The organism is Diaphorobacter sp. C33, from assembly GCF_030503915.1.
Classification (GTDB): Bacteria; Pseudomonadota; Gammaproteobacteria; order Burkholderiales; family Burkholderiaceae_C; genus Diaphorobacter; species Diaphorobacter nitroreducens.
In genome coordinates this window covers 234,395-256,255 of record NZ_CP129980.1, presented here as the reverse complement: position 1 = coordinate 256,255, position 21,861 = coordinate 234,395, and the positions used below count along the sequence as shown (strand labels likewise).

Sequence of the window (21,861 nt, the reverse complement as noted above, 5' to 3'; positions counted from 1 at the left end):
AGGTCCTTCGTTGCGCCGCCCCCTCAGGCAGCGGGCTGCTTGGGCGTGGCGCGCGCCTGCGCGCCGTTGCCGTCCAGTTCGGCCTTGGCGGCCATGGGCACCTCCTGCGGCGCCACCTGCACGCCGGGGCGCACGCGCTGCAGGCCATTCACGACAATGCGCTCGCCAGCCTTGAGGCCCGAGGTGACGACGCGCAGCCCATCCACGTGCACCCCCAGGTGCACTTCGCGGTATTCGGCCTTGTCGCCCTCGCCCACCACCATCACGAACTTCTTGTTCTGGTCCGTGCCCACGGCGCGCTCGTTGATGAGCACGGCCGAGGAGCGGTGCGCCTGGCCCATGCGGATGCGTGCGAACTGGCCCGGCATGAGCGTGCCGTCGGCGTTGTCGAACACCGCGCGCACGCGCACCGTGCCGCTGCGGGCGTCCACCTGGTTGTCGATGAGTTGCAGGTGCCCCACGTGCGGCGTGCCACCCGTGGTGCCCGTGCCCATCTGCACCGGTATGCGGTCCACCGCGGCACGTGCGTTGCCACTGGAGCGCGTGCTGGTGCGCAGGTCTTCCAGCGCACGCGCAACCACCTGCTCGTCAGTGTCGAAGCTCGCATAGATCGGGCTCACCGAGACCAGCGTGGTGAGCACCGGCGCGCCGGCCCCCGCCGCCACCAGGTTCCCCACCGTGACCTCGATGCGACCCACCCGCCCCGCGACGGGCGCGCGCACCTGCGTGTAGCCCAAGTTCAGCCGCGCGGTCTGCAGCGCCGCCTGGGCCGCGCGCAGGTTGGCCTCGGCCTCGCGCTGCGCGTTGGCACGCTCGTCGTGCTCGCGCTGGGCAATGGCGCGCTCTTCCCACAGGCGCGTGGCGCGCTCCATCTCGCTGCGGGTGTAGGACACGCGGGCCTGCGCGGCGACGACCTGGGCCTCCGCCCGGTCCACCTCGGCCGCGTAGGGCGCAGGGTCCACGGTGAAGAGCAGGTCGCCCTGCTTCACCAGTGCGCCCTCGCGGAAATGCACCGCCTGCACGGCGCCCGCCACACGGGGGCGAATGTCCACGCGCTGCACGGCTTCCAGCCGGCCGGAGAACTCGTCCCACAGCGCAATGTCCTGCTGCAGCACGGCCGCCACAGAGACCGGCATGGCCTGCGGGGCCGTTCCGGTGGCGGGCGCCTCGGCATGCGAACTTTGCAGGCCCAGCACGGTTCCCCCGGCTACGGCCACGGCAAGGGACACGCCGGCGGCAGTCCACCAGCGGCGACGGGACGACGAGAAAAATGGTGAATTCATGGTGATTCCTCCAGGCCTTTCGGCAATCAACGACAGGCCGCTCGCAGTGCGCGGCGGCAGATTCAGGCAAGGCTTTCTCCTCCGGCACGCAAAGCCGGAACAACAGGGGCGGCGGGAACGCCGGGTTGGCGCTGGAGCGGGCTCGGCGCGCGGAAACTCACCGCAGGTGAGGATCAGGCGCCTCGCCCCTCCCTAAAGCCCGTACAGGGGCTGGATCACAAGGCTCAGGTCGATGCCGGACATCGCGTGGCCTCAAAGAAAAGCCGGAACTGCTCCTGCACCTGCACCGCGCAGGGGCAGGGATTCGTTCCGGGTTGCAGCAGGGCGTCGGGCCACTGCGCCGCCTGGGTGAAGACATGCCGCTTGACCGCAAGCCCCGCCGCTTCCAGGCGCGCGGCGTAGGCCAGCGCCTCGTCGCGCAGCGGATCGGTGTCGCCCACCAGCACCAGCGTGGGCGGCAGCCCCGCCAGCCGCTGCGCGGTACCGGGCACGGCGTAGGGATGCTCGGCATCGCGCGCACAGCGGAAAAACTTCAGCCAGCCATCGGCCCACTTGCACGCCGTCGCTTCGCCCGTGGCGGCGCGCAGCGACGGAGTACCCACGCACGGGTCCAGCATGGGCGACAGCAGGATCTGGCCGGCCAGCGGTGGATGCGACTGGTCGCGCGCCATCATGCTGATGCCCGCCGCCAAGTTGCCACCCGCCTCCTCGCCCGCCAGATACACGAGCGCACCCGGCCCCGCCAGGCGCGAGCGGTGCTTGAACGCCCACTTGAGCACGGCGTAGCCAGTCTCCAGCGGCTGGGGAAACGGATGCGCCGGTGCCAGCGGGTACGCCACCGACACCACCCGCGCGCCCGCGGCCTCCAGCAGCCCACCCACGGTGCAACCGTTGTCGAGGTCACCCGACACGAATGCGCCACCATGGAAATGCACCACCAGCGGCGACGTCTCGCCAGCTTTCTTGCGTCCGTACATGCGCACGGCCACCTGCTGCTCCGTGGCCACCTCAATGGTGGTGTCGGTGCAGAGGGAGGGCGATGAGGGACGGGTGCTCTGGATCATGGTTGGGTTGGCCGGCAAGTCCGGTTGATGGGAAATGTAGCGAGGCGGGCAGCGCCAATAAATGGTGCATCTTTCACCGCACTGTTTCCGAATGCCGAACAATCGGCGCGCACGGTGCGTGTGAAAATCCGTCGGCCTCACAAGGGACAAGAGAAGGAGAAGCACATGGACCAGATACAGGCCATGCGCATATTCGCGCGGGTGGTCGAAGCTGGCACCTTCACGCGCGCCGCCGATTCATTGCAGCTGCCCAAGGGCACCGTGACCAAGCACGTCCAGGCGCTGGAGGAGCGCCTGCGCGTGAAGCTGCTCAACCGCACCACGCGCCGCGTCACCGTGACGGCCGACGGCGCCGCGTTCTACGACCGCACCGTGCGCCTGTTGGCCGACTTCGACGACATCGAAGCCAGCATGAGCCAGGCGCGCGCCAACCCGCGCGGGCGTCTGCGCGTGGACGTGGGATCGTCGGTGGCGCGGCTGCTCATCGTGCCAAACCTGGCGCAGTTCCAGGAGCGCTACCCCGACATCCAGATCGACCTGGGCGTGAGCGACCGCACCGTGGACCTCATCGGCGACAACGTCGACTGTGTGATCCGCGGCGGCGAGCTGGCCGACCAGTCCCTGGTGGCGCGGCGCATCGGCAACCTGGAATTCATCACCGTGGCCGCGCCCGCCTACCTGAAGCGCTTTGGCGTGCCCGCGCACCCTCTGGACCTGGAGCGCAGCCACCGCACCGTGATCTACTTCTCGCCCGTTTCGGCACGCCGCTACCCGCTGGAGTTTCACAAGGACGGCGAGGTGATCGAAACCTCGGGCCCCTCTCACCTGGCCGTGAACGAGAGCAACGCCTATCTGAACGCCCTCGTCGCCGGCCAGGGCGTGGGGCAGATCACCACCTTCCAGGCCCAGCAGCACTTCGAGCGCGGCGAACTCGTGCGCGTGCTGCCCGACTGGTCCCACCCCCTGCTGCCCGCGTACGTGGTGTATCCGCCCAACCGCCATCTGAGCGCCAAGGTACGCGCCTTCGTCGACTGGGCTGCGGAGCTGTTTGCCAACGAGCCGCTGCTGCAACACCAGTAGAGGCGATTGCTCCACTTTTCATAGCTTCTCGCGCTCGCCAGATAAGCGCTAGAGGGCATTTTTTTCAAACCAGCGTTCGTGGGCGGCAAGCGCGTATGCTCGCCGTCCATGACCGACCAACCTGCAGCTCCCGCCCCACAACCACCCGCACAGCCCCGCAATCCGCTGCACGGCATCACGCTGGAGGCGATGGTCGTGGCGCTGCAGCAGTACTTCGGCTGGGAAGGTCTGGCCAACCGCATTCCCGTGCGCTGCTTCCAGAGCGACCCCAGCGTCGCCTCCAGCCTCAAGTTCCTGCGCAAGACGCCATGGGCGCGCGAAAAGGTCGAGGGCCTGTACCTGTTCATGCTGCGCGAGCAGCGGCGCAACGCATCGCGTTGACCACGGGGACGGCCGCACTGGCGAACGTGCACGGCAGCTGGCGCACGCCGGCGCGCGGTTCGTCGCAATGCGCTGGAACGCCGACGGGCGGGCCCGCACAGTGGCTCCACGGACGGCATGGTGCCGCCGGCAGTGTCCCCCACAGGAGCCCTCATGAACGCCTTGCATACGCTGACCTCGCAGGTCCCTTCCACGCGCCGCCCCTTGCTGCGCGGCGCCATCGCCAGTGCCGTACTGGCGCTGGCCGGCACCGCCACCACGGGCGCGCTGGCCCAGGTGCCGCAGCACGCCCCCGCGCCCTCGGCGGCACAGACGCAGGTGGCCGCCATGCCCCATTCCACCCACGACCGTACCAACGCTGTCGGACGCACACGCGCTGAAGTGATTGCCGAACTGCAATGCGCGCGCGAGTCGGGCGAGCTGGAGGCCAGCGTGCTGACCCAGTACGGCCTGGTGCCCCCTGCCCGCCAGGGCGCGCGCGCGAACTGCGCGCAAGACGCCCAGAGCCGCCAGATGGCACAGGGCCAATAAACACCCCCCGGAGCCCGGGCCCGGAAGTGCCGGTCAGTCCGCCGCGGGCGCGAGAAAGTCCCTGCTGATGCAGCCGCCGAGTTCGTTCACGCGATCCAGGAACTGCGTAAGGTAGGCATGCAGGCCAGTGGCCAGGATCTCGTCGATGCGGCCGTAACGCAGATCGGACAGCAGGCGCCCGGCCCGCCGCTCTGTCTCCCCCGAATGCTCATGCGCGACGGCGGCCAGGTTGTCCACCACCTCGTGCATGCTGGCATGCAGCGAACGCGGCATGTCCCGCCGCAGTATGAGCAGGTCGGCCACGCGCTCGGGCGTGATCACGTCGCGGTACACCTTGCGGTAGACCTCAAACGCCGAAACGCTGCGCAGGATGGCGCTCCAGTGGTAGAAGTCGGCCTCGGGCGTGGAACGGCGGGCATCACCCGCCAACCCATGAAAATCGCTCTGCACCGCATGGAACTTCACGTCCAGCAGCCGCGCCGTGTTGTCGGCGCGCTCCAGGAAGGTACCCAGGCGCAGGAAGTGAAACGCCTCGTCCTGCAGCATGGTGCCCAGCGTGACCCCACGCGACAGGTGCGAGCGGTACTTCACCCATTCGAAGAACTGCCCGGGGTCGCGCTCGAAGGCCCCCTCGCGCAGCTGGCGTGACAGCTCCAGCCAGGTCTGGTTCAACGTCTCCCACACCTCCGTGGTGAGGGCACCGCGCACAGCACGCGCGTTCTCGCGCGCCGCGCGCAGGCACGCGGCGATGGACGACGGGTTGCCCTCGTCGCACACCATGAACCGCAACACACCCGTGGCCGTGATCGCACCCTGCCGCGCGGTGTAGGCGGGAATCAGCTCACTGATTGACAGCAGCCCGCGCCAGCCCTCCTGCGCCTGGGCATCGGACTGCGGCAGCAGGGAGGTCTCGTAGCTGACGTTGAGCATGCGGGCGGTGTTTTCTGCCCGCTCGGTGTAACGGGACATCCAGAACAGGTGATCGGCAGTGCGGCTCAGCATGTGGCCTCCTCGGCTTGGGCGGGCAGCAAACCCCGCACGCGCTGCGCGCGCCCGCTGTGTTGTGGCGCAAGCCCGCCTGCGGCGGACCTGTCTGCCCGCTCGGTGTAGCGGGACATCCAGAACAGGTGATCGGCAGTGCGGCTCAGCATGTGGCCTCCTCGGCTTGGGCGGGCAGCAAACCCCGCACGCGCTGCGCGCGCCCGCTGTGTTGTGGCGCAAGCCCGCCTGCGGCGGACCTGTCTGCCCGCTCGGTGTAACGGGACATCCAGAACAGGTGATCGGCAGTGCGGCTCAGCATCTCATTGACCTCCATCCTCATCCCCCAGCACCCAGGTGTCCTTGGTGCCGCCGCCCTGCGACGAGTTGACGACGAGCGAGCCCTCCTTGAGCGCCACGCGCGTGAGCCCGCCGGCCACCATCTGCACTTTCTGTCCACTGAGCACGAAGGGCCGCAGATCGATGTGGCGCGGCGCGATGCCAGCATCCACGTAGGTGGGACAGGTCGAGAGCGAGAGCGTGGGCTGGGCGATGTAGCCCGCGGGATTGGCGATGAGCGCGGCGCGGAAGGCCTCGATCTGGGCGCGCGTGGCCGCGGGTCCGATGAGCATGCCGTAGCCGCCCGCGCCATGCACCTCCTTGACCACCAGCTCCGGCAGATGCCCCAGCACGTACTGCAGGTCTTCAGGGCGGCGGCACATCCAGGTGGGCACGTTGGCCAGGATGGGCTGCTCGCCCAGGTAAAAGCGAATCATCTCGGGTACGTACGGGTACACCGACTTGTCGTCGGCAATGCCCGTACCCACGGCGTTGCAGATGGCCACGTTGCCCGCGCGGTAGGCCTGCATGAGCCCCGCGCAGCCCAGCGTAGAAGTGGGCCGGAACACCTGTGGGTCGAGGAAGTCGTCGTCCACGCGCCGGTAGATGACATGCACGCGCTGCAGGCCGCGCGTGGTGCGCATGTAGACGACGTTGTCCTTGACGACCAGGTCCTGGCCTTCGACCAGCTCCACGCCCATCTGCTGCGCGAGGAAGGCGTGCTCGAAATAGGCGCTGTTGTGCATGCCAGGCGTGAGCACCACCACGGTGGGGTCGGCGCTGCTCCAGGCCGGCGCGCTGGCACGCAGCGTGTCCAGCAGCAGGTCGGGATAGTGCGCCACGGGGGCCACCTTGTGCAGCGCAAACAGCTCGGGAAACAGCCGCATCATCATCTTGCGGTTTTCCAGCATGTACGACACGCCGGACGGCACGCGCAGGTTGTCCTCCAGCACGTAGTGGATGCCCTCGCCATCCGCGCCCGGCGCGCGCACGAGGTCGATGCCCGCGATGTGCGCGTACACGTCCTGCGGGACGTCCAGGCCCACCATCTCGGGACGGAACTGCGCATTGGCCAGGATCAGGTCGGCAGGCACGATGCCTGCGCGCAGGATGTCCTGACCGTGGTAGATGTCGTGGATGAAGCGGTTGAGCGCCGTGACGCGCTGCACCAGGCCGCGCCGCATGCGGTGCCATTCCTGCGCGGGGATGATGCGCGGAATCAGGTCGAAGGGGATCAGCCGCTCGGTCCCGGCGCCCTCCTCGTCCTTGTCGCCATACACGGCGAAGGTGATGCCCACGCGGCGGAAGATCACCTCGGCCTGCGCGCGGCGGGCCTGCATGGCATCGGCCGGCTGCTGCGCCAGCCACTGGCCGTAATGCCGGTAGTGCGCCCGCACGTCGCTGCCCCCGAAGGGCAGCACGGTGTACATCTCGTCGAACTGCTGCATGCGGCGTGCCTCCTGCACCCAGGATAGCAAGTTGCAGACCCGGCAACGCTACGGCTGCTGCAAAAGTGACGCCTCGGGCACGCGGTGGTGCCAGTAGCGCCGCGTGGCCTCTCGTTCACAGTGCACGGCCAGCGGCGTATCGGATACCCAACGCGCCGCACCGCAGGGCGGCGACTGCACGAGCAAGACGCCGCGCTGCTGGTAGCGCGCCGCGACGTCGGGCGCGGGGTGGCCGAAGCGGTTGCGGTAGCCGGCCTGCACCAGCGCGGTGCGCGGCTGCACGGCATCCAGGAACGGCGCGCTAGACGAGCTCTTGCTGCCATGGTGCGGCACCAGCAGCAGGTCTGCCGCCAGCGCGGCACCGTTATCTACCAGCGCCTGTTCCTGCGCGCGCTCGATGTCGCCCACCAGCAGGGCCACCGCACCGCCGGTGTTGTCACCAGTCCCCGCGGCTGCGATGCGCAGCACACAGCTCGTGGCATTGGACTTCGGCGCACGGGCGCCCGGCCCATCGCCCGCATCGCGCGGCGGGTGCAGCACTTCGAAAAGCACGCCGTCCCAGTTCCAGTGCTGGCCCGCCAGGCAAGGCTCGGCGGGCCGCAGGGCCTGCAGTGCATGGTCAGCCTCAATCGACCCCAGCACGCGCGCCTGCGGCTGTTGCACCAGCACTGCCGCGGCGCCGCCGGTGTGGTCGGTATCGCGGTGGCTCAACACCAGCAGGTCCAGCCGTTCGCCCAGCGCGCGCAGCAGGGGCACCAGCACGCGCTCGCCCGCGTCGCTGTCCTGGTGGTAACGCGGGCCGGCGTCGTACAGCAGCGCATGGCGCGCCGTGCGCACCAGCACGGCCTGGCCCTGGCCCACGTCGGCGGCCAGCAGCTCGAACTGCCCCGGCTGCGGGCGCGCGGGCTGCCACCACAGCGCCGGCAGCAGCAGCGCAAGGCCCAGGGCACGTACGCCCCACGGCAGGCGCAGCGCCAGCAATACGCCGCCGGCCACGGCTGCCGCGCCGGCCCACAGCGGGGCCATGGGCAGAGCGACCTGCGCCCAGGGCCAGGCTGCCAGCCACTGCAGCAACACCGACAACGCCTGCACGCACCACGCCGCCGCCTGCCACAGCGGCGCCCACAGCACCCCCAGCAGCACCAGCGGCGTGACCACCAGCGTGGTCCACGGAATCGCCACCAGATTGGCCAGCAGCCCCACCAGCGCAACCTGCCCGAACAGTAATAGCGTGAGGGGCGTGAGCGCCAGCGTCACCACCCACTGTTCACGCAGCAATGCATAAAAACGGCCTGTAACGCCCACTGGATAAGCGCGAGCAGCTCCCAAATCGGTAGCAAACAGCACGGCCACGGCCACAAAGCTCAACCAGAAGCCCGGCTGCAGTAGCGCCCACGGATCGACCGCCAGCACCACCGCGCAGGCCAGCAGCCACACCTGCGGCCAGGGCCAGCGCCGCCCCGACAGGCGCAGCAGCGCCACCGTGGCCAACATGCACACCGTGCGCTGCGCGGGCACGCCCCATCCGCTGAAGAGCGCATAGGCAGCGGCCAGCAGCACACCGCCCACCAACGCCGCCGTGGGCGCGGGCACGGCCAGGCACAGGCGTTGCGAGCGGCGCCAGGCCCGGTCCAGCAGTGCGGCCGCAAGCCAGGCAAACAGCGTGATGTGCAGCCCCGAGATGCTCATGAGGTGGGCCACGCCCGTGGCGCGGAACACATCCCAGTCCGCCCGCTCGATGGCGCGCTGGTCGCCCGTGACCAGCGCCGCCACCACCCCGGCCGCACGCTGGCGGGCTGCATCCTGCGCAGGGTCCACCAGCGTGCGCACGATGGCGTCGCGCACCCGCTGGCGCAGTTGCTCCACGGGGTGGCGCCAGGTGGCGCCCAGCCGCTCAGGCGGGCCGTGCAGCGCATCCAGCCGCGCGCTGGTGCGCACGTTGCCCGTGGCCTGCACCCCTTGCTCCCACAGCCACAGCTCGTAATCGAAGCCGTGCGGATTGCGCCCGCCGTGCGGCGCCTTCAGGCGCACGGTCAGGCGCCAGCGTTCACCGGCGCGCACAGCGGGCGGTGGACTGTCCGCGCCTGCCTCACCACCCAGCCCGCCGGCATACCAGGTCAGGTCGATGAGCGGCGGCACGCGCACGGTCGCACCGTCCAGTTGCGCCGCCTCCACTTCCAGCCGCAGGCGCAACCCGGTCTCGCGCGGCTGCGGCATGGCGGCAACCACGCCCGTCACACGCAGATCACGCCCCTCCAGCGCCGGCGCCAGAGACTGCTCCAGGAAGACCGCAGCGCGCATGCCGCACAGCCCGTACATCAGCACCGCGGCCAGAATCGCCACGCCGCTGCAGTGCCAGCGGCGCGGGCCGCGCACACCGGCCCACCAGACGAGCCCCCCGGCCGCCAGCAACGCGCCAACCATCAACCCCGCATAGGACGGCCAGGGCCACAGCGCAGGCTGCTGCAGTTGCAGCGCCACGCCCAGCACCCCCGCAGCCAGCGCCATGGGCAGATGCCAGGACCGCACCACAGGCACGCGAGCGACCGGCACGCGAGCGGACGCCGTCGCCACCCGCGCGGCGGTGTTCCCTCCCTGCTGGTGCTGTGGCCCTTCGGGCGCCCACTGGTCCATGGCCGCATGCTATGCGAACGCACGCGATGGGCGCTCCGCAGGCGTGGCGATGTGCAACACTCGCCCGGTCCCACGCCGCGTCGGCGGCCGTGGGCGCGCTTCCCGGGCCGTGCCGCGCCCGCCCTCGTTTTCAAGGATTGCCATGAGCGTTTACGACAAGCTGAAGGAACTCAACATCACCCTGCCCCCCGTGGCCGTGCCCGCCGCCGCCTACGTGCCCTATGTGCAGACCGGCAACCTGGTGTTCCTGAGCGGCCACATTGCCCGCAAGGACGGCAAGCCCTGGGCCGCGCAGTTCGGCCGCGACATCACCACCGAGGAAGGCAAGGCCGCCGCACGCGCCGTGGCCGTCGACCTGCTGGGCACGCTGCATGCGGCCACCGGCGGCGACCTGAACCGCGTGCAGCGCATCGTGAAGGTGATGAGCCTGGTGAACTCCACGGGCGACTACACCGAGCAGCACCTGGTGACCAACGGCGCCAGCGAACTGCTGGGCGAAGTGTTCGGCGACAAGGGCAAGCACGCGCGCAGCGCCTTTGGGGTGGCACAGATCCCCCTGGGTGCCTGCGTGGAGATCGAGTTGATCGCCGAGCTGGCCTAAGCCGCGCACCGCGTTCTTTCCCAGCCTCCCGCGTGCGCTCGTCGCGGCATGCGGAAGGTGAAGGAGCCAGCCCCGCGCGCCCGCGTGGCAAGCAAGGCGCCCCGTCAGCGCAAGGTGTGCGACCGCACGCGGATCAGAAGGACTCCCAATCGTCCTCACCACCTTGGGCCAGTGCCGCAGGCCGTGCGGCGGCGGCAGGTGCAGCAGCCGCACGCAGGGGGGCCGCCACGCGCTGCGCCGGCGCCCGTGCCGGCGCCCGTGCCGGCACTGCCGCCGCGCGGGGCGCGGCGGGGGCCTTGCCCACAGGTGCCACCGGCATGGAACGTGCCTGTGGAGCGGCCGGCACGGGGCGTGCGGCTGGCGGCACAGCAGCTACCGCGCCATCGATGCGGAATGCTGCCACCACGCGCGTGAGGTGATCGGCCTGCTCGCGCAGGCTTTGCGCCGCGGCGGCGCTCTCCTCCACCAGCGCCGCGTTCTGTTGCGTCATCTGGTCCAGTTGACCCACGGCCTGGTTCACCTGCGAGATGCCCGCGCTTTGCTCGGTGGCGGCGGCGGTGATCTCGCCCATCATGTCGGCCACGCGCTGCACCGACTGCACCACCTCTTGCATGGTGGAGCCCGCGCTGTGCACCAAGCGCGAGCCGCTTTCCACGCGGCCCACCGAGTCGCTGATCAGGTCCTTGATCTCCTTGGCGGCCGATGCCGAGCGCTGCGCCAGGTTGCGCACTTCGCCCGCCACCACGGCAAAGCCCCGGCCTTGCTCACCGGCGCGCGCGGCCTCCACGGCCGCATTCAACGCCAGGATGTTGGTCTGGAAGGCGATCCCGTCGATGACGCCGATGATGTCGGCGATCTTGCGGCTGCTGTGCTGGATGTCGTCCATGGTGGACACCACCTCCCCCACCACGCTGCCGCCGCGGCGCGCGACGTCGCTCGCGCCGCCGGCCAGCTGGCTGGCCTGGCCCGCCGTCGCCGCGCTGTGCTGGACGGTGCTGGTGAACTCCTCCATGGCCGCGGCGGTTTGCTGCAGGTTGCTGGAGGTGGATTCGGTGCGCGCGGACAGGTCTTGGTTGCCGGTGGCGATCTGCGCGCTGGCCACGGCAATGCTGTCGGTGGTGTGGCGCACCTCTTGCACCATGCGCGCCAGCGAGTCGCGCATGCCGGCCAGCGAGCGCAGCAGCTCGCCAAATTCATCGCCACGCTGCACATCCACCGCCTGCTCGCGCAGGTCGCCGTCCGCCACGCGCGCCGCGAGCGCGTTGGCCTCGGCCAGTGGGCGCTGGATGCTGCGGATCAGGAAATACGCCCCCAGCACGATGGCCGCGAGCATCATGGCTGCGGCCGCGGCCGCCAGCTTCACCGTGAGCATGCGCGTGGCAGCCATCTCTGCCTGGCGCGCCTGGGCGGTCTGCTCCTGCATGCGCACGAATTCCTGCAGCGTGCCCAGGTAGGTGGCCACGGCGGGCACGTAGGACTGCTGCGCCAGGCGCACCGCCTCGTCATGGCTGCCGGCGTCCTTGAGCTGGCGGGCCTGGTTGCGCAGATCGATCATGGCCTTGCGCGCGGTGGCGATGCGCCCCATCTGCTCGCGGTCGGCGGGCGTGAGGGCCATGGCTTCCAGCCCCTTTTGCAGTTCGCTGATGCGCGCCGAGGTGGCGGCAATGTCGCCCTTGAACGCCTGCACCACCACGGCGTCGGTGCTGAGCACCAGCGCCAGCGTGCGGGCCGCATTGGTCTCGGTCAGGCCGGCCCAGCGTGTGGCCGTCTGCACGCGCTGCGTCATCTCGCGGCTCAAGGCGTCGGATTCGGCCTGCGCCCTGGCAGAGCGCACACCAGCCACGCCCACGACGGTCAGTTGGGCGAGCACGATGCAGCCCACGGCGAGCCAGAGTTTGTGGGAAATGCGCAGCGATCTCATGGGGTGGGCTCCTGGAATTCGTTATGGCGGGGTTGCGAGAATGCTACCAAACGCAACAAAGAAGCCCCGCCGCCCACGCGACATACTGTCGCTATCAAAACAATAGCTGTTTGCGCTTTTTACACCGTAACTTCAACGGCTTTTAGCCGTACAAGCTTGTAGCAGCAAGCGCGACCAGCTATTGTTTTTGAATCACTCCACGCGCAGCACGTCGGACGGCTTGAAACCCAGGTCGGCCGCCTTGCCCTTGCGCCCGCGCACGGCGCGCGCATTGTTGAGCGAGCGGATCTCCAGCTGCTCCTCGCGCGGCTTGCCGCCACGGCCCACGCCCACGAAGCGCACACTGCGCGTGTAGGCCGCCGCGCCGGCCAGTTGGTCCTTGGGCTCCAGGTCGATGAGCATCAGCCCGCGGCCGCCCTTTTCCATGAGCTTGAGTTCGGCGATCTCAAACGTGAGCACTCGCCCACCCACGGATGCGCAGCACACATGGGTGGCGGGCGCCAGCGGCTGGCTGCCGCTGGTGAACGCCGCATGCGAGGGGCGGCACAGGCGTTCGCCCTCACCCAGGTTCACAAAGGCCTTGCCGCCACGGTTGCGTGCGGTCATGTGCTCCACGGTGGACAGGAAACCATAGCCGCCCGAGCCCGCAATCAGCAGCGCTGCGTTGGCCGGTCCGGCGAAGTAGTGCACCGGTTGCGTGCCGGCCTCCAGCTCGATCAGCGTGGTGATGGGCTGGCCGTCGCCACGCCCGCCCGGCAGGCTGGACACCGCCACCGAGTACACCCGCCCGTTGCTGCCGAAGACGATGAGCGTGTCCACCGTGCGGCACTCAAAGGTGCCGTACAGGCCGTCGCCCGACTTGAAGGCGAAGCTGCCCGCCTCGTGCCCATGGCCCTGGCGCGCACGCACCCAGCCCTTTTCGGACACCACCACGGTGACGGGTTCGTCCAGCACCTTGACCTCGGCCACGGCCTTCTTTTCGGCCTGGATCAGCGTGCGGCGCGCGTCGCCGAACAGCTTGGCGTCTGCCTCGATCTCCTTGGCCATCAGGCGGCGCAGCGAGGCGGGGTTGGCGAGGATGTCCTCCAGCTTGCCCTGCTCGTCGCGCAGCTCTTTCAGCTCCTGCTCGATCTTGATGGCTTCCAGCCGCGCCAGTTGGCGCAGGCGGATTTCCAGAATGTCCTCGGCCTGGCGGTCCGACAGGTGAAAGCGCGCGATCAGCGCCGCCTTCGGCTCGTCGGCCTGGCGGATGATGGCGATCACCTCGTCGATGTTCAGCAGTACCAGCTGCCGCCCCTCCAGGATGTGGATGCGGTCCAGCACCTTGTCCAGCCGGTGCTGGCTGCGCCGCGTGATGGTGGTCTGGCGGAAGTCGATCCACTCCTGCAGCATCTCGCGCAGCGACTTCTGCACGGGCCTGCCGTCCAGCCCCACCATGGTCAGGTTGATGGGCGCGGAGGTCTCCAGGCTGGTGTGCGCCAGCAGCGCGGTGATGAGGTCCTGCTGCGGCACCTTGCCGGTCTTGGGTTCGATGACCAGGCGCACCGGCGCGTCCTTGCTGGACTCGTCGCGCACGCCGTCCAGCAGCGCCAGCAGCGCGGCCTTGAGCTGCGTCTGCTCCTGCGTGAGCGCCTTCTTGCCGGTCTTGACCTTGGGGTTGGTGAGCTCCTCGATCTCCTCCAGCACCTTCTGCGCGGAAACGCCGGGCGGCAGCTCGGTCACCACCATCTGCCACTGGCCGCGCGCCAGGTCCTCGATCTTCCAGCGCGCGCGCACCTTGAGGCTGCCGCGGCCCGTGCGGTAGGCGTCCTGGATGTCCGCATCACTGCTGATGATCTGGCCGCCGCCCGGGTAGTCAGGGCCGGGGACCAGCGCGAACAGCTCCTCGTCGCTCAACTGCGGCTTCTTGACCAAGGCCACGCAGGCGTCGGCCACCTCGCGCAGGTTGTGGCTGGGGATCTCGGTGGCCAGGCCCACGGCGATGCCGCTGGCGCCGTTGAGCAGCGCGAACGGCAACCGCGCGGGCAGCTGGCGTGGCTCCTGCGTGCTGCCGTCGTAGTTGGGCACGAAGTCCACCGTGCCCATGTCGATCTCGTCCAGCAGCAGGCCGGCGATGCGGGTCAGGCGCGCCTCGGTGTAGCGCATGGCCGCCGCGCCGTCGCCATCGCGGCTGCCGAAGTTGCCCTGGCCGTCGATCAGCGGGTAACGCTGGTTGAAGTCCTGCGCCAAGCGCACCAGTGCGTCGTAGGCCGACTGGTCGCCATGCGGGTGAAAGCGGCCCAGCACGTCGCCCACCACGCGGGCGCTCTTCACGGGCTTGGCCGCCACGTTGCGGTTCGGGCCGCTGTAGCCCAGGCCCATGCGGTCCATGGCATAGAGGATGCGCCGCTGCACGGGCTTGAGGCCGTCGCACACGTCGGGCAGCGCGCGGCCCTTGACGACCGAGAGGGCGTATTCCAGATAGGCGCGCTGGGCGTAGCCGGCCAGTTCTAGGCTGTCGCCGTGGTCGGCGGGCGCGGAGAAGTCGAGAGTGGGTTGGTCGCTCATTCAGTGAAGACAGACTCGGTCGATGACTGCCGGGCCAGGCGCGTGGGCGCAGGTGCGGACATGCGCTGCGTGTCGCCGCGCTCACCGGCATCGGATAGGGAATGGGGCGTGGCGGGCAGTTCCATGCGCACGCGCCCGGGGTTCGCGCGCTGACCGCGCGTCGGTAGCGGCGGCTTGAGCAGCGCATACAGGCCCATCACGCTCTGTACGTAGTTGCGCGTCTCACGGTAGGCGGGAACGCGGTTGCCGGCGCGCTGCACGGCACCCTCGCCCGCGTTGTAGGCTGCCAGCGCCAAGTCCAGGCGGCCCTCGAAGAGATCCATGAGGTAGCGCAGGTAGCGCGTGCCCGCGGCCACGTTGGTGGCGGGGTCCACCAGCTTTTGCTCCACCGAGCGCCTGGCGTCGCCGCTCACACCGAAGCGGCTGGCGGTGGCGGGCATGAGCTGCATCAGCCCCACGGCGCCGCGCGGCGAAACCGCACGGGTGTTGAAACCCGACTCGGTGGCGATCACCGCCTGCAGCAGCGCGTAGTCCACGCCATGGCGCGCCGACGCCGAGCGCAGGTGCTGGCGCACGAGCTTGTAGTCGTGCGACACCTCGAAGAAGGCCAGCAGCCGCGCCCCCGAGGGACTGGCCGGCCCGGTGGAGACATCGGCCGCACCCTGACGTCCGGTGTTGGAGCCGTCGCGCTCGGAGTCGAAGTCGTTGCCGCGAAAGAACAGCGCGTAACGCTCGTCCAGCTGCTGCGCGGCGAAATGCGTCACGCCGCGCTCGTCCACGAAGGCCCACAGGTCCGCATGCGCGGTTTGCTGCAAAAACAGGAGCGCGCAGCACATGCCAGCCGTGCGCAAAAGCCCCAAAAGGCTGTTACGCATACGGTATCCCAGGCGCGCAGTCATGGCGAGTGCCTTCGTCAGATGTCCACATCCACCAGGTCGCCGTGCAGCTCCATGAGCTCGCGGCGCGCGGCGGCCTCGCCCTTGCCCATGAGCTTGGTGATCAGGCCCTCGGTGGCGGAGAAGTCGAATGTGCCCAACTGCACCGGCAGCAGGCGACGCGTGTCGGGGTTGAGCGTGGTCTCCCACAGCTGCTCGGCGTTCATTTCGCCCAGGCCCTTGAAGCGGCTGATCTGGCATTTCTCGCGCGGCACGCCGTCCTTGGCGCACTTGTCGAGGATGCTTTCCAACTCGGATTCGTCCAGCGCATACACCTTGGCCGCTGGCTTCTTGCCGCGCGCCGGCACGTCCACGCGGAACAGCGGTGGCCGGGCGACAAAGATATGGCCGGCCTCGATGAGCTTGGGGAAGTGGCGGAAGAACAGCGTGAGCAGCAGCACCTGGATGTGCGAGCCGTCCACGTCCGCGTCGGAGAGGATGCAGATCTTGCCGTAGCGCAGGCCGGACAGGTCGGGGGTGTCGCTCGGGCCGTGCGGGTCCACGCCGATGGCTACCGAGATGTCATGCACCTCGGTGTTGGCAAACAGGCGGTCGCGGTCGACCTCCCAGGTGTTGAGCACCTTGCCGCGCAGCGGCAGGATGGCCTGGCTTTCCTTGTCGCGGCCCATCTTGGCGCTGCCGCCGGCCGAGTCGCCCTCGACCAGGAAGACCTCGTTGTAGGCCAGGTCACGGCTTTCGCAGTCGGTGAGCTTGCCGGGCAGCACGGCCACGCCCGAGCCCTTGCGCTTTTCGACCTTCTGGCCGGCCTTTTGCCGTGTCTGCGCGGCCTTGATGGCCAGCTCTGCCAGCTTCTTGCCGTATTCCACGTGCTGGTTCAGCCACAGCTCCAGCGCCGGGCGCACGAAGCTGGACACCAGCCGCACGGCGTCGCGCGAGTTCAGCCGCTCCTTGATCTGCCCCTGGAACTGCGGGTCCAGCACCTTGGCCGCCAGCACATAGCTGGCGCGCGCAAACACGTCCTCGGGCAGTAGCTTCACGCCCTTGGGCAGGAGCGAGTGCAGCTCGATGAAACTCTTGACCGCGTTGAACAGGCCGTCGCGCAGGCCGCTTTCATGGGTGCCGCCGGCGCTGGTGGGGATCAGGTTCACGTAGCTCTCGCGCACCGGCTGGCCTTCCTCTGTGAAGGCCACACACCATGCGGCGCCCTCGCCCTCGGCAAAGCTCTCGTTGTGGCGGTCGGCGAAGCCCTCGCCCTCGAACAGCGGGATCACCGGATCAGCGCTCAGCGTCTGTGCCAGGTAGTCGCGCAGGCCGCCCTTGTACTGCCAGGTCTGGGTGTCGCGCGTCTTTTCATTGACCAGCTGCACCGTGACGCCGGGCATGAGCACCGCCTTGCTGCGCAGCAAGTGCGTCAGCTCGCCCATCGGAAGGTTGCTGGACTCAAAGTACTTGGCGTCGGGCCAGACGCGCACGGTGGTGCCCTGCTTGCGCTCGCCCGCCTGCAGCGGGCGCGCCGCCAGCGGCTCGGTCACATCGCCGCCCGCAAACACCAGGCGCGCCACCTGGCCCTCGCGGTGGGTGGCCACCTCCAGCCGGGTGGCCAGGGCGTTGGTGACGCTTACGCCCACACCATGCAGGCCGCCCGAGAAGCTGTAGGCCCCGCCCTTGCCCTTGTCGAACTTGCCGCCCGCGTGCAAGCGGGTGAACACCAGTTCCACCACCGGTGCGTTCTCCTCGGGATGCAGGCCGAACGGAATGCCCCGGCCGTCGTCCTCCACGCTCACCGAGCCGTCGGTGTGCAAGGTCACCTTGATCTTCTTGCCAAAGCCCGCCAGCGCCTCGTCGGCCGCGTTGTCCAGCACCTCCTGGATGATGTGCAGGGGGTTGTCGGTGCGGGTGTACATGCCCGGCCGCTGCTTGACGGGCTCCAGTCCCTTGAGGACGCGGATCGAGCCTTCGGAGTAGTCGCTGGCGGAGGTGGATGCGGGTTTGACTGCCATGGCGGCGGATTGTAGTGCTGGATATAAAACCAGGATGGTGACGCTTTCTTGCCCCGCCAGCGTGCTGCACAGGGGGGGCGCCAAGCAGGCGACACGGGTTTTCGCTACATTCGCCGGATGCACGACGCAACCCGAAAACTGTCCATGGCCCAGGTGCTGATCTGCGGCGCCGCCATCGTCACTCTGTCCATGGGCATCCGGCACGGCTTCGGCCTGTGGCTGCAGCCCATCACCCAGGACATGGGCTGGACACGCCAGACCTTTGCCCTGGCCATGGCCATTCAGAACCTGTCCTGGGGTCTGTTCGGCATCTTTGGCGGCATGCTGGCCGACCGCCTGGGCGCCTTCCGCGTGCTGATCGGCGGCGCAGCGCTCTACGCCATGGGCCTGGCCGGCATGGCGCTGTCTCCCACGCCGCTGCTGTTTTCGCTGACCACGGGCGTGCTGATCGGCGCTGCGCAGGCGGGCACCACCTACGCCATCATCTACGGGGTACTGGGCCGGCAGATCCCGGCCGACAAGCGCTCCTGGGCCATGGGCGTGGCCGCTGCGGCGGGCTCGTTCGGCCAGTTCCTCATGGTGCCGCTGGAGGGGCAACTGATCCTGCGCCTGGGCTGGCAAGAGGCCCTGCTGGTGCTCTCGGCGATGGTGATCCTGATCGTTCCGCTGGCCTTTGGCCTGCGCGAGCCGGGCTTTCATGGCAGCGCCCCCATCAAACGTACCCAGTCCGTGGGCGAGGCCTTTGCCGAGGCGCTGCGCTACCGCAGCTTCCTGCTGCTCACCGCCGGCTACTTCGTGTGCGGCTTCCAGGTGGTGTTCATCGGTGTGCACATGCCCAGCTATCTGCGCGACCAGGGCCTCACGCCCCAGGTGGCCAGCTATGCGCTGGCGCTGATCGGGCTGTTCAACGTGTTCGGCACCTATATCGCGGGCTCGCTGGGCCAACGGATCCCGAAGCGCCACATCCTGGCGTTCATCTATTTCGCCCGTGCCGTGGCCATCACCATCTTCCTGCTGGTGCCGCTGTCGCCGCTGTCGGTTTACGTGTTCTCGGCCGTGATCGGCGCACTGTGGCTGTCCACGGTGCCCCCCACCAATGCCACCGTTGCGCAGATCTTCGGGGTGCAGCACCTGTCCATGCTCAGCGGCTTCGTGTTCTTCAGCCACCAGATCGGCAGCTTCCTGGGCGTGTGGCTGGGCGGCTATCTGTATGACCGCACGGGCAGCTACGACATCGTGTGGTACCTGGCGATTGTGTTGGGCATCCTCGCCGGCTTGGTGAACCTGCCCGTACGCGAGGGTGCCATCGTGCGCGCCACCCCTCAGGCGGCCTGACCATGCGCACCCTGTACAAGCGGTCGATCGTCGCAGCTGCGCTGCTCGCGGTGCTGCTGGGGGTGTTCGCGCTGTACCTGCAGCCCGACTTCATGCTGACGCTGGCGGACCAGATCTGGGCCTGCTTCTGACGATGGCCCCGCACGGCACCGCCCATGCGCCGCTGCCCGCGGCCTCGGAATGGATACAGCGCTGGTCCCACCTGGTGCCTGCGGGCGGCAGTGTGCTGGACGTGGCTTGCGGTCACGGCCGTCACATGCGCTGGTTCTATGAAAGAAAACACCCGGTAACGGGCATAGAAAAAGCGCCAGAAGCTATCGAAAGCATAGCACCATGGGGCGCAACGATCGTTGCGGATATCGAGGCTGGCCCCTGGCCCCTGCCCGGGCAGCGCTTTGCCGGCGTGGTGGTCACCAATTACCTGTGGCGTCCTTTGCTGCCCACCATCGTGGACAGCGTGGCGCCCGGTGGCGTGCTGCTCTATGAGACCTTCGCCCTGGGCAACGAAACTGTCGGCCGGCCCGCGCGGGCCGAATTCCTGCTGAGGCCGGGCGAACTGCTGCAGGCCTGCCGGGACCTGCGCATCGTGGCTTATGAGGAAGGCTTCCTCGACGCGCCCGCGCGCTTCATGCAGCGCATCGCCGCCGTGCGGCCTGCGCCGTCCATGGACGGGCCTCTGCGCGCGCCGCTGCGCGCGCCGCTGCAGGGCCCCGTCTAGTTAGAATGTCTTTTTACCGTTTTTGAACGCGGACATGACTTCTCCCAGCGCCCCCCTGACCGGCAGCATCGTCGCCCTCGTCACGCCCATGCATGACGACGGCAGTGTGGACTACCCCGCGCTGCGCAAACTCATCGACTGGCACATCGCAGAAGGCACCGACTGCATCGGCGTGGTGGGCACGACCGGCGAATCGCCCACGGTGAATGTGGAGGAGCACTGCGAAATCATTCGCGTGTCCGTGGAACAAGCCGCCAAGCGCGTGCCCATCATGGCGGGCTGCGGCGCCAATTCCACGGCCGAGGCCATCGAGCTGGCCAGGTTCGCCAAGAAGGTTGGCGCCGACAGCCAGTTGCAGGTCGTGCCCTATTACAACAAGCCCACGCAGGAAGGCCAGTACCGCCACTTCAAGGCGATCGCCGAGGCCGTGGGCGACCTGCCGATGGTGCTGTACAACGTGCCCGGCCGGTCGGTGGCGGACATGCAGCACGAAACCGTGTTGCGCCTCACGCAGGTGCCCGGCATCGTGGGCATCAAGGAAGCCACAGGCAACATCGAACGCGCGCAATGGCTCATCCGCGACGTGCCCAAGGGCTTCGCCGTTTATTCCGGCGATGACCCCACGGCCGTGGCGCTCATGCTGTGCGGCGGCCAGGGGAACATCAGCGTGACGGCCAACGTGGCGCCCCGCCTGATGCACGAGCTGTGCGTAGCCGCGCTCGCCGGCGACACCCGCCGCGCCATGGAGATCCAGTTCCGCCTGATGCCCGTGCACAAGCAACTGTTCGTCGAGGCCAACCCCATCCCCGTGAAGTGGGCTGTGCAACGCATGGGCCTGTGCGGCGGCGCTATGCGCCTGCCCATGACGCCCCTGAGCCAGGGCAACGAAGCCGTGGTCGAGGCCGCCCTGCGCGCCGCGGGGCTGCTCTAAGCTCTAATTTCACCCAGCCTGTTGCCAGCTTGCAGCGTATTTGGAACGCTCCCGGCCGAATCTGGATCAATGAGGATTTTCGCGTGAACGCTACCACCCGTTTGGGCCTGCTGGGCCTTGCCGTGACCCTGTCCGCCTGCTCCGTGCTGGAGAACGACAAGATCGATTACAAAAGCGCCACCAAGGGGGCAACGCTGGAGGTGCCTCCGGACCTGACGCAGCTCTCGCGCGACACACGCTACACGGTGCCTGGCGGCGTCGTGTCTGCTGCCGCTTTCGAAGCGGGCCAGGCGCAACAGCCCCGCGGCGCGGCGAGCGCAGCCCCGAAGTCCATTGGAGACGTACGCATCGAGCGCGACGGCAACCAACGATGGCTGGTGGTGGACCGCCCTGCCGACCAACTGTGGGACCCGGTGCGTGACTTCTGGATCGAAAACGGCTTCGTGTACGTGCTGGAACAACCCAAGCTCGGCCTGCTGGAGACCGACTGGGCCGAAAACCGCGCCAAGCTGCCGCAGGACATCATCCGCTCCACGATTGGCAAGGTCTTCGATTCGCTGTATTCCACGGGCGAACGCGACAAGTTCCGGACCCGCCTGGAGCGCAACGCCAGCGGCGGCACGGAGATCTACATCAGCCACCGCGGCATGGTGGAGGTCTACACCAACACCCAGAAGGACAACACCGTCTGGCAGCCCCGCCCGGCCGATCCGGAACTGGAAACCGAATTCCTGCGCCGGCTGATGGTCAAGCTGGGCGTGAGCGAGGAGCAATCCAAGGCCGCCGCCGCAGCGCCCGTACCCTCCGCCCCGTCCGCGCGCATGGCCACGGTCGACAACGTGCCGGTGGTGCAGCTTGACGAAGGCTTCGACCGCGCGTGGCGCCGCGTGGGCGTGTCGCTGGACCGCACCGGCTTCACCGTGGAGGACCGAGACCGCAGCCAGGGCGTGTACTTCGTACGCTACGTCGCCCCGACCGAGAAGAAGGAGCAAGGCTTCTTCAGCAAGCTGTTCAGCCGCTCGCCCGACGCGGTGCCGCCGCTGAAGTACCGCATCGTGGTGCGCAGCGAGGGCAACCGAAGCACCGTGTCTGTGCTCAACGCCGCAGGCGCGCCCGAGACCTCCGCCAATGCACAGCGCATCGTGCGCGTGCTCGCGGATGATCTGAAGTAAAA

The 21,861-nt window shown here is 68.7% G+C and carries 20 protein-coding genes; 9 read left to right on the top strand and 11 right to left on the bottom strand.

What is annotated here, in order from left to right; translation table 11 throughout:
- Positions 1–23: 23 nt before the first annotated feature.
- Both QY917_RS01305 and QY917_RS01300 read right to left on the bottom strand, forming a co-directional pair.
- A complete protein-coding gene (locus tag QY917_RS01305) occupies positions 24–1,283 on the bottom strand; it encodes an efflux RND transporter periplasmic adaptor subunit (protein ID WP_287744640.1) in 1,260 nt (419 codons plus the stop codon).
- 224 nt (positions 1,284–1,507) lie between these two features.
- Positions 1,508–2,347 (bottom strand): alpha/beta hydrolase, encoded by an 840-nt coding sequence (locus QY917_RS01300; RefSeq protein ID WP_123675135.1) that lies wholly within the window; start codon positions 2,345–2,347, stop codon positions 1,508–1,510.
- Between the two features lie 165 nt (positions 2,348–2,512).
- Here QY917_RS01300 and QY917_RS01295 point away from each other — a divergent pair, with 165 nt between their 5' ends.
- From QY917_RS01295 to QY917_RS01285, 3 genes are all read left to right on the top strand, one after another.
- Positions 2,513–3,427 (top strand): LysR family transcriptional regulator, encoded by a 915-nt coding sequence (locus QY917_RS01295; RefSeq protein ID WP_123675134.1) that lies wholly within the window; start codon positions 2,513–2,515, stop codon positions 3,425–3,427.
- Between the two features lie 108 nt (positions 3,428–3,535).
- Complete coding sequence (locus tag QY917_RS01290) at positions 3,536–3,808, top strand: VF530 family DNA-binding protein (protein ID WP_011804461.1); 273 nt, start codon at positions 3,536–3,538, stop codon at positions 3,806–3,808.
- A 153-nt stretch (positions 3,809–3,961) separates the two neighbouring features.
- Positions 3,962–4,339: a hypothetical protein gene (locus QY917_RS01285; protein ID WP_123675133.1), complete on the top strand. Its 378-nt coding sequence runs from the start codon at positions 3,962–3,964 to the stop codon at positions 4,337–4,339.
- Positions 4,340–4,372: 33 nt separating this feature from the next.
- Here the strand turns inward: QY917_RS01285 and QY917_RS01280 are convergent, their stop codons facing one another.
- Genes QY917_RS01280 through QY917_RS01260 form a run of 5 tightly spaced genes read right to left on the bottom strand, consistent with a single transcriptional unit; the run spans position 4,373 to position 9,612 of the window.
- Positions 4,373–5,341 carry an alpha-E domain-containing protein gene (locus QY917_RS01280; protein WP_123675132.1) on the bottom strand — a complete coding sequence of 323 codons (969 nt, stop codon included), beginning with the start codon at positions 5,339–5,341 and terminating at the stop codon, positions 4,373–4,375.
- Entirely contained in the window at positions 5,335–5,490 is a 156-nt protein-coding gene (locus QY917_RS01275; RefSeq protein ID WP_088887453.1) for an alpha-E domain-containing protein, read from the bottom strand. The genes QY917_RS01280 and QY917_RS01275 overlap by 7 nt, the downstream gene beginning before the upstream one ends.
- Positions 5,484–5,639 (bottom strand): alpha-E domain-containing protein, encoded by a 156-nt coding sequence (locus QY917_RS01270; RefSeq protein ID WP_088887453.1) that lies wholly within the window; start codon positions 5,637–5,639, stop codon positions 5,484–5,486. The genes QY917_RS01275 and QY917_RS01270 overlap by 7 nt, the downstream gene beginning before the upstream one ends.
- 1 nt (position 5,640) lies before the next feature.
- Positions 5,641–7,104 carry a circularly permuted type 2 ATP-grasp protein gene (locus QY917_RS01265; protein WP_123675131.1) on the bottom strand — a complete coding sequence of 488 codons (1,464 nt, stop codon included), beginning with the start codon at positions 7,102–7,104 and terminating at the stop codon, positions 5,641–5,643.
- A 48-nt stretch (positions 7,105–7,152) separates the two neighbouring features.
- The gene (locus QY917_RS01260) at positions 7,153–9,612 is read right to left on the bottom strand and encodes a DNA internalization-related competence protein ComEC/Rec2 (protein ID WP_302079280.1); all 2,460 of its coding nucleotides are present in this window, start codon (positions 9,610–9,612) and stop codon (positions 7,153–7,155) included.
- Positions 9,613–9,880: 268 nt separating this feature from the next.
- Between QY917_RS01260 and QY917_RS01255 the strand changes: the two genes are divergently transcribed.
- Positions 9,881–10,339, top strand: coding sequence for a RidA family protein (locus QY917_RS01255; RefSeq protein ID WP_011804457.1), 459 nt, complete (start codon positions 9,881–9,883; stop codon positions 10,337–10,339).
- Positions 10,340–10,472: 133 nt separating this feature from the next.
- On the opposite strand, the gene QY917_RS01250 is transcribed toward QY917_RS01255, so the two are convergent.
- The 4 genes from QY917_RS01250 to QY917_RS01235 form a co-directional block, all read right to left on the bottom strand.
- A complete protein-coding gene (locus tag QY917_RS01250) occupies positions 10,473–12,260 on the bottom strand; it encodes a methyl-accepting chemotaxis protein (protein ID WP_123675130.1) in 1,788 nt (595 codons plus the stop codon).
- A 192-nt stretch (positions 12,261–12,452) separates the two neighbouring features.
- A complete protein-coding gene (gene parC, locus QY917_RS01245; RefSeq protein WP_123675129.1) occupies positions 12,453–14,807 on the bottom strand; it encodes a DNA topoisomerase IV subunit A in 2,355 nt (784 codons plus the stop codon).
- The gene (locus QY917_RS01240) at positions 14,804–15,643 is read right to left on the bottom strand and encodes a lytic transglycosylase domain-containing protein (RefSeq protein WP_302078267.1); all 840 of its coding nucleotides are present in this window, start codon (positions 15,641–15,643) and stop codon (positions 14,804–14,806) included. Before QY917_RS01240 ends, parC begins: the two co-directional genes overlap by 4 nt.
- 77 nt (positions 15,644–15,720) lie before the next feature.
- Positions 15,721–17,703, bottom strand: a complete 1,983-nt coding sequence (locus QY917_RS01235; protein WP_015912658.1) for a DNA topoisomerase IV subunit B — start codon at positions 17,701–17,703, stop codon at positions 15,721–15,723.
- Between the two features lie 117 nt (positions 17,704–17,820).
- On the opposite strand from QY917_RS01235, the gene QY917_RS01230 reads away from it, so the two are divergent.
- The 5 genes from QY917_RS01230 (at position 17,821) to bamC (ending at position 21,859) form a co-directional block, all read left to right on the top strand.
- Entirely contained in the window at positions 17,821–19,038 is a 1,218-nt protein-coding gene (locus tag QY917_RS01230; protein ID WP_015912657.1) for an MFS transporter, read from the top strand.
- Between the two features lie 2 nt (positions 19,039–19,040).
- Entirely contained in the window at positions 19,041–19,169 is a 129-nt protein-coding gene (locus tag QY917_RS01225; protein ID WP_011804451.1) for a hypothetical protein, read from the top strand.
- Positions 19,170–19,171: 2 nt separating this feature from the next.
- Positions 19,172–19,756: a bifunctional 2-polyprenyl-6-hydroxyphenol methylase/3-demethylubiquinol 3-O-methyltransferase UbiG gene (locus tag QY917_RS01220; protein WP_123675127.1), complete on the top strand. Its 585-nt coding sequence runs from the start codon at positions 19,172–19,174 to the stop codon at positions 19,754–19,756.
- Positions 19,757–19,790: 34 nt separating this feature from the next.
- The gene (gene dapA, locus QY917_RS01215) at positions 19,791–20,687 is read left to right on the top strand and encodes a 4-hydroxy-tetrahydrodipicolinate synthase (protein WP_123675126.1); all 897 of its coding nucleotides are present in this window, start codon (positions 19,791–19,793) and stop codon (positions 20,685–20,687) included.
- 83 nt (positions 20,688–20,770) lie between these two features.
- Entirely contained in the window at positions 20,771–21,859 is a 1,089-nt protein-coding gene (gene bamC / locus QY917_RS01210) for an outer membrane protein assembly factor BamC (RefSeq protein ID WP_015912654.1), read from the top strand.
- Positions 21,860–21,861 lie beyond the last annotated feature (2 nt).